This is a genomic window from Streptomyces sp. NBC_00259 (assembly GCF_036181745.1).
GTDB classification, from domain to species: Bacteria; Actinomycetota; Actinomycetes; order Streptomycetales; family Streptomycetaceae; genus Streptomyces; species Streptomyces pratisoli.
In genome coordinates this window covers 1,871,314-1,886,195 of record NZ_CP108080.1, presented here as the reverse complement: position 1 = coordinate 1,886,195, position 14,882 = coordinate 1,871,314, and the positions used below count along the sequence as shown (strand labels likewise).

Annotated in this window: 12 protein-coding genes; 11 read left to right on the top strand and 1 reads right to left on the bottom strand. The window is 71.0% G+C overall.

What is annotated here, in order from left to right; translation table 11 throughout:
- The first annotated feature begins 225 nt into the window (after positions 1–225).
- The 7 genes from OG766_RS08475 to OG766_RS08445 all read left to right on the top strand — a co-directional run bounded on the left by OG766_RS08475 (position 226) and on the right by OG766_RS08445 (position 9,486).
- Positions 226–1,113 (top strand): helix-turn-helix domain-containing protein, encoded by an 888-nt coding sequence (locus OG766_RS08475; protein WP_266374972.1) that lies wholly within the window; start codon positions 226–228, stop codon positions 1,111–1,113.
- 11 nt (positions 1,114–1,124) lie between these two features.
- Positions 1,125–1,448, top strand: coding sequence for a chorismate mutase (locus OG766_RS08470; protein ID WP_266374973.1), 324 nt, complete (start codon positions 1,125–1,127; stop codon positions 1,446–1,448).
- Between the two features lie 211 nt (positions 1,449–1,659).
- Positions 1,660–2,610 carry an alpha/beta hydrolase gene (locus OG766_RS08465; protein WP_328724948.1) on the top strand — a complete coding sequence of 317 codons (951 nt, stop codon included), beginning with the start codon at positions 1,660–1,662 and terminating at the stop codon, positions 2,608–2,610.
- Between the two features lie 281 nt (positions 2,611–2,891).
- Positions 2,892–3,734 carry an alpha/beta fold hydrolase gene (locus OG766_RS08460; RefSeq protein ID WP_266374975.1) on the top strand — a complete coding sequence of 281 codons (843 nt, stop codon included), beginning with the start codon at positions 2,892–2,894 and terminating at the stop codon, positions 3,732–3,734.
- A gap of 147 nt (positions 3,735–3,881) precedes the next feature.
- On the top strand, positions 3,882–6,374 hold the full coding sequence (gene pepN, locus OG766_RS08455) for an aminopeptidase N (RefSeq protein ID WP_328724947.1): 2,493 nt from the start codon (positions 3,882–3,884) through the stop codon (positions 6,372–6,374).
- Positions 6,375–6,676: 302 nt separating this feature from the next.
- On the top strand, positions 6,677–8,056 hold the full coding sequence (locus OG766_RS08450; RefSeq protein WP_328724946.1) for a pyridoxal phosphate-dependent decarboxylase family protein: 1,380 nt from the start codon (positions 6,677–6,679) through the stop codon (positions 8,054–8,056).
- On the top strand, positions 8,053–9,486 hold the full coding sequence (locus tag OG766_RS08445; RefSeq protein WP_266374978.1) for a lysine N(6)-hydroxylase/L-ornithine N(5)-oxygenase family protein: 1,434 nt from the start codon (positions 8,053–8,055) through the stop codon (positions 9,484–9,486). Before OG766_RS08450 ends, OG766_RS08445 begins: the two co-directional genes overlap by 4 nt.
- A 6-nt stretch (positions 9,487–9,492) precedes the next feature.
- On the opposite strand, the gene OG766_RS08440 is transcribed toward OG766_RS08445, so the two are convergent.
- Complete coding sequence (locus OG766_RS08440) at positions 9,493–11,286, bottom strand: bifunctional metallophosphatase/5'-nucleotidase (protein WP_328724945.1); 1,794 nt, start codon at positions 11,284–11,286, stop codon at positions 9,493–9,495.
- A 109-nt stretch (positions 11,287–11,395) separates the two neighbouring features.
- Between OG766_RS08440 and OG766_RS08435 the strand changes: the two genes are divergently transcribed.
- The 4 genes from OG766_RS08435 to OG766_RS08420 all read left to right on the top strand — a co-directional run bounded on the left by OG766_RS08435 (position 11,396) and on the right by OG766_RS08420 (position 14,879).
- On the top strand, positions 11,396–12,121 hold the full coding sequence (locus tag OG766_RS08435) for an SIMPL domain-containing protein (protein WP_328724944.1): 726 nt from the start codon (positions 11,396–11,398) through the stop codon (positions 12,119–12,121).
- A gap of 142 nt (positions 12,122–12,263) precedes the next feature.
- Positions 12,264–13,697 carry a pyruvate kinase gene (gene pyk / locus OG766_RS08430; protein ID WP_328724943.1) on the top strand — a complete coding sequence of 478 codons (1,434 nt, stop codon included), beginning with the start codon at positions 12,264–12,266 and terminating at the stop codon, positions 13,695–13,697.
- Between the two features lie 100 nt (positions 13,698–13,797).
- On the top strand, positions 13,798–14,352 hold the full coding sequence (locus tag OG766_RS08425; protein ID WP_266374983.1) for a hypothetical protein: 555 nt from the start codon (positions 13,798–13,800) through the stop codon (positions 14,350–14,352).
- A 26-nt stretch (positions 14,353–14,378) separates the two neighbouring features.
- Complete coding sequence (locus OG766_RS08420; protein ID WP_328724942.1) at positions 14,379–14,879, top strand: hypothetical protein; 501 nt, start codon at positions 14,379–14,381, stop codon at positions 14,877–14,879.
- Positions 14,880–14,882: the final 3 nt, after the last annotated feature.

Below are 14,882 nucleotides of genomic sequence, written 5' to 3'. Positions count from 1 at the left end.
TCATTTGCCTCTGGCGGTCCGGCGGTCCATGGACAAAGATCAGCGCTGATTGGACACAAAGCCGATCCGAGCCGATCGACGACACGGTCGATCGGGCACAAAAGCGGACACAAGGTCGACTCGGACACCCAGCCGAGTCGGAGACACGGCTGAGCCGGATACACGGCCGAGTCGGGCACAGGACGAATCGGACGGGGATCAGGACCGGGCCGGGAAGGCGGGCGGATGTACCACACCTGGATGCGCTACTTCACGCCCAGCCCCGTCCACCACCGCCTCGGCCTCGTCTGCCTCGGCGTCGGACTGCAGCACGGCGCCCTCCCCACCGTCGGCCCGCGCACGCTCGACCACCATGTGGCCGTCCTGATCAGCGCCGGCGGCGGCTGGTACCGCGGCACGGACGGCCGCCGCGTCACCGTCACCGCACCCGCCGTCCTCTGGCTCACCCCCGGCGTCCCGCACCACTACGCCCCCGACCCGGCCACCGGCTGGGACGAGAGCTTCGTCGACTTCGCGGGCCCCGCGACCGCCACCTACACCGAACTCGGCTACATCGAACCCGACCGGCCCGTGGTCCCGCTCTCCGACGCGGCCCCCGCCCGCGCCGCCGTCGGCCGTATCGCCCGCGCCGCCCGCCGCGGCAACCCGCTGCTGGAGGTCGAGACCGGCGCCGCCGTCCACGAACTCCTCGTCGCGCTGCGCCGTGCCCGCGCCGACGTCAACCCCGACGGCGACCCCGTCCTGCACGCCCTCGCCCGTGACGCCTTCCAGCCGCTGTCCGTGACCGAACACGCCGCCCGCCACGGCATGACCCCGGCCGAACTGCGCACCGCCGTCCGCCGCGGCGCGGGCTGCAGCCCCAAGGACTATCTCCTGCGCATCCGCCTGGGGCGCGCCAAGGAACTCCTCGCCGCCACCGACCTTCCCGTCGCCGCCGTCGCCCGCCGGGTCGGCTACGACGACCCTGCCTACTTCTCCCGCCTCTTCACCCGCCGTGTCGGCACCGCTCCGATCCGCTTCCGCGAGCAGCAGGGACGCACCGTCCCCGGGGGCTGGAGCAACCGCGTTCCGGATCCCGAACACCCTCCGACCATCGTGGCCGGGCCGACGTAAGCTCCCACCTCATGAGCACCAGCGAGACAAGCGGTACCGACGAGTCCGTCCTGGCCGAGCTGACCCGGCTGCGCGAGAGCATCGACAACATCGACGCGGCCGTCGTCCACATGCTCGCCGAACGCTTCAAATGCACCCAGCAGGTCGGCCACCTCAAGGCACAGCACCACCTGCCGCCCGCCGACCCGGCCCGGGAGTCCCGCCAGATCGCCCGCCTGCGGCAGCTCGCCGAGAGCGCCAAGCTCGACCCCGGCTTCGCCGAGAAACTCCTCAACTTCATCATCGCCGAGGTCATCCGCCACCACGAGCAGATCGCCGACGGCCCCCGGTCCTAGCCCTGCCCCAGTCCCGGTCCTGGCCCCTGCTCAATGGCGCCCCGCCTGGCCCCGGTCCTTGCGAGCCGGCGAAGCCGATACCGGGGAGGCGGAAACGCAACCTCCGACGTCGTCCCCTCGGTCCCTTTTCTTGACATATGTCACACCTTCGGCACGTGCCCGGTCATTGGAGTGAACGCAGGAAGAGCCTGCTGACCGAAGGAGTGCAGTGATGACCAAGCCCACTCTTGAACCGGCCGCTCAGGAATTCGCCGAGGCGACGGCCAATCCGCCGTTCCTCTACGAAATCGGTCCGGAGGCTGCCCGGAAGGTCTTGGACGACCTGCAGGCGGCGCCGGTGGCGAAGCTGGACGTGGAGGAGAAGTGGATCACGGTGCCCGCCGAGGTGGGCGATGTCCGGGCACGCATCGTCAAGCCCGTCGGTGGCGAGGACGTGCTGCCGGTCGTCCTCTATGTGCACGGTGGCGGCTGGGTCCTCGGCAACGCCGGCACTCATGACCGTCTCGTGCGTGAGCTGGCCGTCGGGGCGCAGGCCGCCGTCGTGTTCGTCGAGTACGACCGTTCGCCGGAGGCCAAGTACCCCGTCGCCATCGAGCAGGCGTACGCGACCGCTCGATGGATCACCGCGAAGGGCGCCGGCGAAGGCCTGGACGCCTCCCGCCTGGCGGTGGCCGGCGACTCCGTCGGCGGCAACATGACCGCCGCACTGACCCTCATGGCCAAGCAGCGCGGGGACGTGACCTTCGTGCACCAGTCGCTGTACTACCCCGTCACGGACGCGGCCCAGGACACCGACAGCTACCGGGAGTTCGCGGACGGACCCTTCCTCACGGCGAAGGGCATGGCCTGGTTCTGGGACTGCTACACCACCGACCCCGCCCAGCGGGCGGAGGTCACCGCCTCGCCGCTGCGGGCGAGCCTGGAGCAGCTGGAAGGCCTGCCGCCCGCGCTCGTCATCGTCGACGAGAACGACGTGCTGCGGGACGAGGGTGAGGCCTACGCCCGCAAGCTGACCCAGGCCGGTGTTCCCACCACGAGCATCCGCTGCAACGGCATCCTGCACGACTTCATGATGCTCAACCCCCTGCGGTCCACGCAGGCCGCAACCGCCGCGGTGCAGCTGGCAGTTCACACCCTGCGCACCGTCCTCCGCGGCAACTGAGAGCACTGCGCCGCGCAGCCGCGGCGCCTAAGGGACCAGCGACACACCAGCTGGGTCGCGCGGCATCCCGCCGACCCGGGCAGGGGAGCGTCGAGCCCGATCCACCGAGCCGATCCTCGGCGGTAGCCCGCTCCTGGCAAGCCCCGGACACGTTCCCCGCTTGCCGCCCACGGTCCGCCCCTCCATGACGTGCGGCAGCCTCCTGCCGTACCGCGGCCACGTCCATCCGTCCGGACATGGCTGAATCCTCTGCCTCATCCTCTGCCTCGAAAGGGCCCCTCATGTACCGTCATTCGCGCTATCGGCATGCCCGCACCCCGCTCACCCTCCTGGCCACGGCCACGGTCGCCGCCGGCCTCTTCGCCACATCGGCCGGCCCGGCGAACGCCGCCAAGACACCCTCCGTGCAGAGGGACAAGCCGACCGTCGTGCTCGTCCACGGCGCGTTCGCCGACTCCTCCAGCTGGAACGACGTCATCAAGAGGCTGAAGAGGGACGGCTATCCCGTGGTGGCGGCGTCCAACCCGCTGCGGGGTGTGAGCAGCGACGCCGCCTCCGTCAAGGCCGTGCTGGACAGCATCGACGGACCGGTGGTCCTCGTCGGGCACTCCTACGGCGGAGCGGTGATCAGCAACGCCGCCCACGGCTCCGACAACGTCAAGGCACTCGTGTACGCCGACGCCTTCCTCCCCGACAAGGGCGAGAACGCCAACGAGCTGGCGAGCAAGTTCCCGGGCAGCGTCATCGGCAAGGTCCTGCGCCCCGTCCCGATCACCAACCCCGACGGCTCCAAGGACTTCGACTTCTTCATCGACCAGTCCAAGTTCCACCACGCGTTCGGTGCGGACGTCCCCGCGAGAACCGCTGCCCTGATGGCCGTCACCCAGCGTCCCGGGACCGGCACCGCCCTGAACGAACCTTCCGGCGAGCCCGCCTGGAAGACCATCCCTTCCTGGGCCCTGGTGGGCACCAACGACCGGATCATCCCCCGGGAGGCACAGGTCTACATGGCCAAGCGCGCCAAGGCCCACGTCGAGGAGGTCCGGTCCTCCCACGCCGTGAGCGTGTCCCGCCCGGACGCCGTCACCCGCATCATCGAGAAGGCGGCGCGGACGGTCCGCTGACCGGCGCACCCGACCGGGCGGGGTGGCAAAGGCGCCACCCCGCCCATCCCTCGTCGGCCGCCACCGGTGCCGTCCGATGCGGACAAAAGCTGATCAACCCACAAACCCCCGTGTGCGAGACAGGGGCCATCAGGCAGCATGGCCCGCATGCCCGTACTGACGCGCGACGAAGCGCAGACCCGAGCCCAGCTCCTCGACGTCCACCGGTACACGGTCGAGCTCGACCTCACCACCGGCGACGAGACCTTCGACTCACGAACCGTGATCCGGTTCACGGCCCGCGCGGCCGGAGACACCTTCGTCGAGCTCAAGCCCGCCACCCTGCGCTCCGTCACCCTCGACGGACAGGACCTCGACCCGGAGACGCTCGACGCCAACCGGCTCGCCCTGACCGGACTGACCGAGGGCGAGCACGAGCTGCGCATCGACGCCGCCATGCGCTACTCCCGCACCGGCGAAGGCATGCACCGCTTCACCGACCCCGCCGACGGCGAGACGTACGTCTACACGCAGCTCTTCATGGAGGACGTGCAGCGCGTCTTCGCCGCCTTCGACCAGCCCGACCTCAAGGCGGTCTTCGAGCTCACCGTCACCGCCCCCGAGAACTGGACGGTCCTCGCCAACGGCATCACCACCCACCAGGGCGAAGGCCGCTGGACCGCCGCCACCACCCCCCTCATCTCCACCTACCTCGTCGCCGTCGCGGCCGGCCCCTGGCACTCCGTACGCACCGAGCACGCCGGACTGCCCTTCGGCATCCACTGCCGCCGCTCACTCGCCCCGTACCTGGACGCCGACGCCGACGAGATCCTCGACGTCACCCGTGCCTGCTACGACCGCTACCACGAGAAGTTCGAGGAGCCGTACCCCTTCGACTCCTACGACCAGGCCTTCGTCCCCGAGTTCAACGCGGGCGCGATGGAGAACCCGGGCCTGGTCACCTTCCGCGACGAGTTCGTCTACCGCTCCGCCGTCACCGACACCGAACGGCAGACCCGTGCCGTGGTCATCGCCCACGAGATGGCCCACATGTGGTTCGGCGACCTGGTCACCCTGCGCTGGTGGGACGACATCTGGCTGAACGAGTCCTTCGCCGAGTACATGGGCTACCAGACCGCCGCCGAGGCCACCCGCTTCACCGACACCTGGACCGACTTCGGGATCACGCGCAAGGCCTGGGGCTACGACGCCGACCAGCGCCCGTCCACCCACCCCGTCGCCCCCGACCCGGACGCCGTCCCCGACACCGCCTCCGCCCTGGTCAACTTCGACGGGATCTCCTACGCCAAGGGCGCCTCCGCGCTTCGCCAGCTCGTCACCTGGCTCGGCGAGAAGGACTTCCTCGCCGGCATCAACAACCACTTCGCCCGGCACCGCTTCGGCAACGCCACCCTCGCCGACTTCATCGACTCCCTCGCCGCGGCCACCGACCGGGACGTGCACACCTGGGCCGCCGCCTGGCTGCGCACCACCGGAGTCGACGTCCTCGCGCCGCGGACCACCGCGGGCGACGGCACCTGGCGACTCGACATCGACCGGGACGGCAGCCGGCCCCACCGCATCGCCGTGGGCGCGTACGACCGCGACCCCGTCGACAGCCGGGCACTCGTCCTGCGCGAACGCTTCGAGGTCGACGTCCCCCAGAGCGAAACCGGCACCGTCCGCACCGGCCGCCGCCCCGACCTCGTCGTCCTCAACGACGGCGACCTCACCTACGCCAAGATCCGCCTCGACGCGGCCGGCTGGGACACCGTCGTACGCTCCCTCTCGGGCCTGCCCGACGCGCTCACCCGCGCCGTCGTCTGGAACGCCGCCCGCGACATGGTCCGCGACGGCGAACTGGCGCCCACCGCCTATCTCGACGCCGCCCGCGCCCACCTCCCGCACGAGAGCGACCTCGCCGTCGTCCAGGGCGTCCTCGCCTTCGCCCGCACCCAGATCGCGGACCGCTTCCTCGCCCCCGAAGCCCGTCCGGCCGCACTCGCCCTGCTCACCGACCTCACCCGCGACCTCATCCGCCGCACCGAGGACGGCAGCAGGCCCGGACTGCGCCTCACCGCCGTACGCCACTTCATCGACGCCGCCGCGCACCCCAACGGGCTCCACGACTGGCTCAGCGACGGCAGCGTCCCCGGCGGGCCCGACCTCGACGCCGAGCTGCGCTGGCGCATCCTCGCCCGGCTCGCCGTCCTCGGCGCCACCGACGAGGCCGAGATCGCCGCGGAACTCGACCGCGACCCCAGCGCCACCGGCCGGGAAGGCGCCGCCCGTTGTCGCGCCGCCCTGCCCACCCCGGAGGCGAAGGCGGAGGCATGGTCCCGGCTCTTCGAGTCCGACGACCTGTCCAACTACCTCTTCGCCGCGACCGCCCAGGGCTTCTGGCAGCCCGAACAGGCCGACCTCGTACGCGAGTACGTACCCCGCTTCTACCCGGCCGCCGTCGCCGTCGCGGACCGTCGCGGCCCCGCCATCGCCGAAGCCGTGGGCCGCAACGCCTTCCCGCTCCACGCGGTCGACGAGGAAACCCTGCGCCTCGGCGAGACCTGCCTGCGCGACGCCACCATGATCCCGGTCCTGCACCGCAAACTCACCGACCAACTCGACGACCTCCGCCGCGCCTTGTCGGCCCGCTCCGCCTGACCCCGAGCCCGCCCACACCCCGACGTGCCCGGCCTCCGAGGCCGGGCACATCGGCGTGACGTCGGGTGACGCCTGCCCCGGACGGTACGAGCCCCTCCGGACGCCGCGCCCGGGGACCGGACCGCGAACTCGGGACCGTGCGGGCGCTCCGGGAGCCATCGGAACCCGGGGGCGGGCCCCGATCGCCGGGGTCGCATCGGGCGCGTTCGGGGCGCGGCGTGCGCCCCCGGCGGCGTACCCCATTCGGGTTGAGATCGCCGCGGATTTCGGGTACTTCGGGCGCAACGCGCCAGGCTGGACGCATGACCATCCCGCCCCTCGCCGGAGGCACCGCCGGCCCCGACGCGCTGCGGCCCCTGCTCGCCGTCGTGCTCGACGCGCTCCGCGCAGGCGCGGTCGCGCGCGGCGGGCCGCTCCCCCCGGGCGGGCCCGCCCCGCTGACCCGGGCCGTGCGGGAGACCGTCACACCGGTCGTCCCCGCCGAGGGCCACGGCGCGGCCGAAGCGCTCCGCACCCTCGTCGAAGCCTTCGCGTACGGCGCCGCCGACCCCGCCGACCCGCGCTGCGCCGCCCACCTCCACACCCCGCCGCTCGCGCTCGCCGTCGCCGCCGATCTCGCCGCCTCCGCGCTCAACCCCTCCCTGGACTCCTGGGACCAGGCACCCGCCGCCTCCGCGCTGGAGGCCGAGGTCACCCGGGCCCTGGCCGCCGAGGTCTATCCGGCCGCCCCCCGCCCCGACGCCCTCGTCACCACCGGCGGCACCGAAGCCAACCAGCTCGCCCTCCTCCTCGCCCGCGAGCGCCACGGCACCGTCCAGGTCGTCTGCGGGGCGCACACCCACCACTCGGTCCGCCGCTCCGCCTGGCTGCTCGGCCTGCCCGCGCCGGTCACCGTCCCCGCCCGCGCCGGCACCACCGACCCCGCCGCCCTCGACGACGCCCTCACCGCACTGCACGGCCGCCCGGTCCTCGTCACCGCCACCGCCGGCACCACCGACACCGGACACATCGACCCGCTCCCCGGCATCGCCGCCCTCTGCGAACGGCACGGCGCCGAGCTCCACATCGACGCCGCCTACGGCGGACCGCTGCTGTTCAGCCCGCGCCGGCGCGAACTGCTCCGCGGCCTCGACCGCGCCCACTCCGTCACCCTCGACCTGCACAAACTGGGCTGGCAGCCGATCGCCGCGGGCATCCTCGCCGTACCCGACCACACCCTGCTCGCACCCCTGTCCCACACCGCCGACTACCTCAACCCCGACGACGACACCGAAGCCGGGCTGCCCGACCTCCTCGGCCGCTCGCTGCGCACGACCCGCCGCCCGGACATCCTCAAGATCGCCGTCACCCTCCGCGCCCTCGGCCGGAACGGGCTCGCCGACCTCGTCGACCGCACCTGCGACGCCGCCCAGGACCTCGCCGACCTCGTCGAGAAGACCCCGGCGCTGGAACTCCACCAACGCCCCGTCCTGTCCACCGTCCTGCTGCGCCCGCGCGGCGCGAGCGACGACACCGTGGCCGCCGTCCGCCGCGGCCTCCTCCACGACGGCCGCGCCGTCCTCGGCCGCGCCCGCGCCGACGGCCGCCTGTGGCTCAAGGCGACCCTGCTCAACCCCCACCTCACCCCGGACGACCTCGACACCCTCATCGCACTCGTAGCGGAAGGCAGCATCCCCCGATGACCGGCACGCCCGCCCCTGGCGCCCCAGAGCCCGACCAGCCCCACGACCTGGTGGGCATCGGCATCGGGCCCTTCAACCTCTCCCTCGCCGCCCTCGCCCACGGGCTGCCCGGGGAGGGCGCGGGCGGCTTCGCCGCCACCTTCTACGAGCAGCGCCCCGCCTTCCACTGGCACCCCGGGCTCCTCATCGACGGCACCACCCTCCAAGTGCCCTTCCTCGCCGACCTGGTGAGCCTCGCCGACCCGACAAGCCCCTGGTCGTTCCTCAACTACCTCAAGGCCCGGGAGCGGCTCTTCCCCTTCTACTTCGCCGAGAAGTTCCACATCCAGCGCGCGGAGTACGACGCCTACTGCCGCTGGGTCAGCGCCAGACTGCCCGGACTCCACTTCGGCCACCAGGTCGACGCGGTCCGCTGGAACCCCGAACGCGCCCTGTTCGAGGTCGACTTCACCCAGCTCGACGCGGGCGGGGGAGCGGAGTCACTCGGCCGCGCCTACGCCCGCCACATCGCCGTCGGCATCGGCACCGAGCCCCACGTACCCGAAGCGCTCAGACCGCTCGTCGACGCCCCCGGCGTCCCCGTACTCCACTCCGCCGACTACCTCGAACACCGCGAGCAGCTCCTCGAGGCCGGGCACATCACCGTCATCGGCTCCGGCCAGTCCGGCGCCGAGGTCTTCCTCGACCTGCTGCGCGCCCGCCCCGCCGGGGCCGAGGGGATCCACTGGCTGGCCCGCACCGAGGCCTTCGCCCCCATGGAGTACTCCAAGCTCGGCCTGGAACACTTCACACCCGACTACACCCGCTACTTCCACGCCCTGCCCGAGACCGTACGGGACGGACTCGTCCCCCAGCAGTGGCAGCTCCACAAGGGCATCGACGCCGAAACCATCTCCGCCATCCACGACGAGCTCTACCGCCGCAGCCTGCACGGCGGCTGGCCCGACACCGTCCTCACCCCCGGCGTCCAGGTCCGCACCGCCGGCCGGGTCGCCACCACCCAGGTCGAGCTCCATCTGGAGCACCTCCAGCAGGGCACCCGCTCCCGGCTCACCACCGACGCCGTCGTCCTCGCCACCGGCTACCGGGAGCGCCCCCTCGACCGGCTCCTCGTCAGCCTCGACCCGTACATGCGCCGCGACTCCTCCCACCGGCCCCGGATCGACGAACAGTTCCGCCTCGTCCTCGACCCGGCCGTCACCGGCTCCGTGTACGTACAGAACGCCGAGCGGCACACACACGGCGTCGGCGCACCCGACCTCGGACTCGCCGCCTGGCGCAGCGCGACCATCCTCAACTCCCTCACCGGCAAGGAGCCCTGCCCGCTGCCGCGCCGCACCGCCTTCACCAGCTTCGGCCTGGAGCGGCGGGAGGCGCCCGGCATTCCCGGCCAGACGCCCCTGCTCACCCCGCTCGAAGAACGACGCTAGACACCCCTAGAAGACCGGAGCGCCGTCCCGCGTGAGCTTCCACCCCACGGACGCGAACGCGGCCGGGTCCACCGTCCCCTTCGCCTGCACCCACTGGATGATCGTGTTGCGGATCTCCTCCGAGTTCGCCCACAGCTGCTCGGCCTTCGCGACATGCGGGAACGCGCCACCGCCACTGGCCCGGTAGTTGTTCACCGCCAGCACGAACCGCGCCGCCGGGTCGAGCGGAGCACCCTCGAAGGACAGGTTCACGATCCTCGACCCGGCCGGCTTCGCGATGTCTATCTCGTACGTCAGCCCCGAGACGGCGTCGTAGTTGTAGTCCGGCGTGCCGTCGGCGTTCGTCAGCTTCGCCGTGTCCACGGGCGCCCCGGCCGGCGTCTGCACGTAGTACCGCGCCGAGTACTCCAGATAGTCCTTCAGCTGGGCACCGGTCATCAGCCGTGCCTCCAGCGTGTTCTCGAACGGGTAGAGACCCGCCGCGTCCCGGATCGTCACCTGCCCGGCCGGGATCGCCGCCGTACGGGAGAAGCACGACGCCTGCGACAGCACCGGCAACGCCGCGTACTGGCCGCCCGCCAGCGCCGCCTTCACCGTCTCCGCCTGCACATGGTTGATCAGATCGATGATCGGCTCGTCCTTCCACGGCGCCTCGGCCGTGGTCATCGCCGCCGTGGACGTACCGATGACCTGGTTGACGTACGCGACGACCTTCCTGTGCTCGTCGGAGAGCAGACCCGTGATCTTCGGGTCCTCGGCGACGGTGTTGGAGTCGAGGACCTTGGCCCCCACCTTCGCCACCGTCCAGCGGCCCCGCTCCCACACCAGGTCGAAGTCGAAGAGGGTCAGCCGCTGGCCCCACTTCAGCGGCTCGGACAGCACGACCGGCTTCCCCGTCCCCTTGTTCGTGACGACGTACTCGGCGATCTCCGTGTGCGCGTGTCCGACGAGGATCGCGTCGATGCCCGGCACCTGCTCGGCCACCAGAGCCGCCGCGTTCTCGACGTACGGAAGCTGGTCACCGTACGAGGACGTACCGCTGGACCCGGAGTGCGCCGACACGATCACGACGTCCGCACCCATCGAACGCAGCTTCGGCACCCACTTCGCCGCCTGCTCCTCCAGACCGGGGAACACCATCTTCCCGCTGACGTTGGCCTTGTCCCAGATCGCGATGCCCGGGTTCGTCAGCCCGAGGACCGCGACCTTCACGTCCCGGCCGTGCGGGGTGCACAGGCGGTGCATGCTGTACGGCGGGAACGCGGGCCGCAGCGTCTTCGCGTCCAGCGCGTTCGCGCCGAGGAGCGGGAAGTCGCACTGCTTCTGGAACTTGCGCAGCACCGGGATGCCGTAGTTGAACTCGTGGTTGCCGAGCGCCGCGGCGTCGTAGCCGATGGCGTTCATGGCCTGCGCCATCGGATGCACCGGACCCCGGTGGGCGGTGATCGGGTCGACCTTGGCGTAGTAGTACGACAGCTGGGTGCCCTGGATGGTGTCGCCGGCGTCGATGAGGAGCGTGTTGCGCCTGCCCTTGTCCTCGCGGACCTGGTTCACCAGCGTGGAGATCTTGGCCAGCCCCACGTCGTTGTGGGCTTTGTCGTCGAACTCCTTGTCGGTGAAGTAGTCCCAGTTGAAGACGTTCCCGTGCAGGTCCGTGGTGCCCATGACGGTGAACGAGTACCGCCTCTCCCGGCCGCCGCGGCCATGGGCCGCGGCGGGAACGGCGGCACCGCCCGCGATGGCGACCCCGGCCCCCGCGGCGGCCGAACGGCCCAGGAACGTCCTGCGATTGAGCGGCATGAATTCTCCCCTGTCCAGTGACACTACGCGCGTGGCACAACGCGCGTAGAGTCTGGCGCAGGGAACCCCGCGTGCGAAAGTGTCCGAGGACAACAGCGAGGGAGCCCACATGACCAGCGACACGCCGCAGCCCACGCCACCACCCACACCGCCGCCCTTCGGCACCCCCGAAATGCCACGCGTCGCGGTACGCGGAGAGGCACGGCTGGAGGTCGACCCCGAGATCGCCAGGATCGGAGTCACCGTCAGCGCACGGGGCAAGGACCGCAGAGCCGCCCTCGACGACCTCACCCGCCGCAACGGCCAGGTGCTCGACCTCATCAAGTCCTATGGCGACGCGGTCGAGAAGCTGGAGACCGGAGCCTTCTCCATCAGCCCCGAACTCGCCCAGCACGGCCGAGGCGAACGCATCCGCGCCTACCACGGCCGCGTCCACATCACCGCCGTACTCGGCGACTTCACCGCCCTCGGAGAACTCACCACCCGCCTCGCCGACCTCGACCTGACCCGCGTCGACGGCCCCTGGTGGTCGCTGCGGCCCGACTCCCCGGCCCACGGCGAAGCCCGCCGCCAAGCCGTCCTCGAAGCCGTCCAGCGCGCCCGCGAATACGCCGACGCCCTCGGCGCCCGCCTCTCCGCGCTCGTCGAACTCGCCGACCTCGGCGCCGAAGCCCCCATGACCTACGGCATGCCCCCGGCCCCCGGCGCCCTGCGCTCCGCCGCATTCGCCGGATCAGCCCCCGAAGCCGCTCCCGCCCTCGACCTCGAACCCGAACGGCAGACGGTCCACGCCCAGGTCAACGCCCGCTTCACCATGACGCCACCACAGCTGTGACCCCGGACCCGGGGGCGTTCAATTGCTCAAAAGAGCGCCCCCATGCACAATTCAATACTTGTCAATAACCCTTCACGTAAAGGTTGTTGAGTAGTCATGCGCCACCAATTCTCTACCCACGGGTAAGACATAGGCTCGGACCATGCGCCGAGCAAAGATCGTCTGCACACTGGGCCCCGCCACCGACTCGTACGACCAGATCAAGGCACTGGTCGAGGCCGGAATGGACGTCGCCCGCTTCAACCTCAGCCACGGCACCTACGCCGAGCACGAGGAGCGCTACCGGCACGTCCGCAAGGCCTCCGACGAAATCGGCCGCAGCGTCGGCGTCCTCGCCGACCTTCAAGGCCCGAAGATCCGCCTCGGCCGCTTCCGTGAAGGACCCGTACTCCTTGAACGCGGCGACGAATTCACCATCACCGTCGAATCCGTCGAAGGCGACCGCCACACCTGCGGAACCACCTACGCGGGACTCGCCGCCGACGTCACCACCGGAGAACGCATCCTCGTCGACGACGGCCGCGTCGCCCTCGAAGTCACCGCGATCGACGGACCCCGCGTACACACCACCGTCGTCGAAGGCGGCGTCGTCTCCGACCACAAGGGCCTCAACCTCCCCGGAGTCGCCGTCTCCGTCCCCGCGCTCTCCGAGAAGGACATCGAAGACCTCCGCTGGGCGATCAGGACCGGCGCCGACGTCATCGCCCTCTCCTTCGTCCGCAGCGGACACGACATCGACGACGTCCACCGCGTCATGGACGAGGAAGGCCGACGCCTCCCCGTCATCGCGAAGATCGAAAAGCCCCAGGCCGTCGACAACATCGACGACATCGTCGCCGCCTTCGACGGCATCATGGTCGCCCGCGGCGACCTCGGCGTCGAAATGCCACTGGAACAGGTCCCCATCGTCCAGAAGCGCGCGATCAAGCTCGCCAAGCGCAACGCCAAGCCGGTCATCGTCGCCACCCAGATGCTCGACTCGATGATCGACAACTCCCGCCCCACCCGCGCCGAAGCCTCCGACGTCGCCAACGCCGTCATCGACGGCACCGACGCCGTGATGCTCTCCGGCGAAACCAGCGTCGGCAAATACCCCGTCGGCACCGTCCGCACCATGAGCCGCATCGTCGAAGCCGCCGAGGAAGACGTCCTCGCCAAAGGCCTCCCGCCCCTCACCGAACGCAACAAACCGCGCACCCAGGGCGGCGCCGTCGCCCGCGCCGCCGCCGAAATGGGCGACTTCCTCGGCGCCAAGTTCCTCGTCGCCTTCACCCAGTCCGGCGACACCGTCCGCCGCCTCTCCCGCTACCGCTCCCCGATCCCCCTCCTGGCCTTCACCCCCGACCCGGCCACCCGCTCCCAGCTCAACCTCACCTGGGGCGTCGAAACCTTCCTCGGCCCGCGCGTCGAGTCCACCGACGCCATGGTTGCCCAGGTCGACGAGGAACTCCTCAGGATCGGCCGCTGCCGCAAAGGCGACACCGTCGTGATCACCGCCGGCTCCCCACCCGGAGTCCCCGGCTCGACGAACCTCGTACGCGTCCACCACATCGGAGAGGACAACCCGAACTCCTGAGAGTGTTTGTCCGGACTCGTCCTGGGCAGTCGGCGACTACAGAGGGCCCTGACCGCAGAGCACAGGGCCGCGCCGACAACGGACTCACATGGAGGTCCGGATGTCCACAGGAACACTCATCGCCATCATCGCCGTGATCGCGGTCCTCCTGATCATCATCGGCACCGGCATATGGCTCGCCATGCGCCGACGCCGCCTCCAGGAACAGTTCGGACCCGAATACGAGCGGACCGTCGAGGCCGACGACAGCCGCCTCACCGCCGAGCGCGAGCTGAGCTCCCGGAAGCAACGGCACAAGGACCTCGACATCAGGGAACTGCCGGCCGGAGCCCGCGAACGCTACTCCACCGAGTGGAAGGGCGTCGAAGAACACTTCGTCGACGAACCGGGCAGGAGCGTCGACGACGCCGACCGCCTGGTCACCCGGCTCATGAGCGACCGCGGCTACCCCACGGAAGGCTACGACCAACAACTCCGGGACCTCTCCGTCGAACACGGACGCACCCTGGAGCACTACCGCGCCGCCCACGACATCGGCCTCCGCAACAGGAACGGCCGGGCCACCACCGAAGAACTCCGCGGCGCCATGCTGCACTACCGCACCCTGTTCCAGGAGCTCCTCGGCGACCGGCAGACACGGCACGACGCGGCCTGACCCCGCCCCGGACGAGGTGAGTTGACATGCGCAACCGCGACACCGACACCAGCCGAGACACGCAGGCCGGCGGCCTCACCACGGACGACCTGGCACATCCCAGGTCCACCGCGGCTGCGGAATCGCCGCCACCTGCCTACCCGGGCGAGGCCACCCCGGACACCGCAGGACGGGCTCCCGAAGCCGCACCCGAGGAGGCGCCCGAAGCCGCTTCCGACCTCGCCCCTGAACCGGCACCCGAACCTGCCGCGACGGACGGGCAGCCCCTCATCCCTGCCGAAGCGGCCGAGGACTACCGCGACCGCTGGCAGGAGATCCAGGGCACCTTCGTCGACGACCCCAAGGACTCCGTCCGCGCCGCCGACGCCCTGGTCGCCGAAGTGATCCAGTCCCTCGCGGCCACCTTCGCCGACAACAAGCAGGACCTCGAAGCCCAGTGGAGCCGCGGCGAGGAGATCGAAACGGAAGGCCTCCGGGTCGCACTCCAGCGCTACCGGACCTTCTTCAACCAACTGCTCCACGCCTGAGCC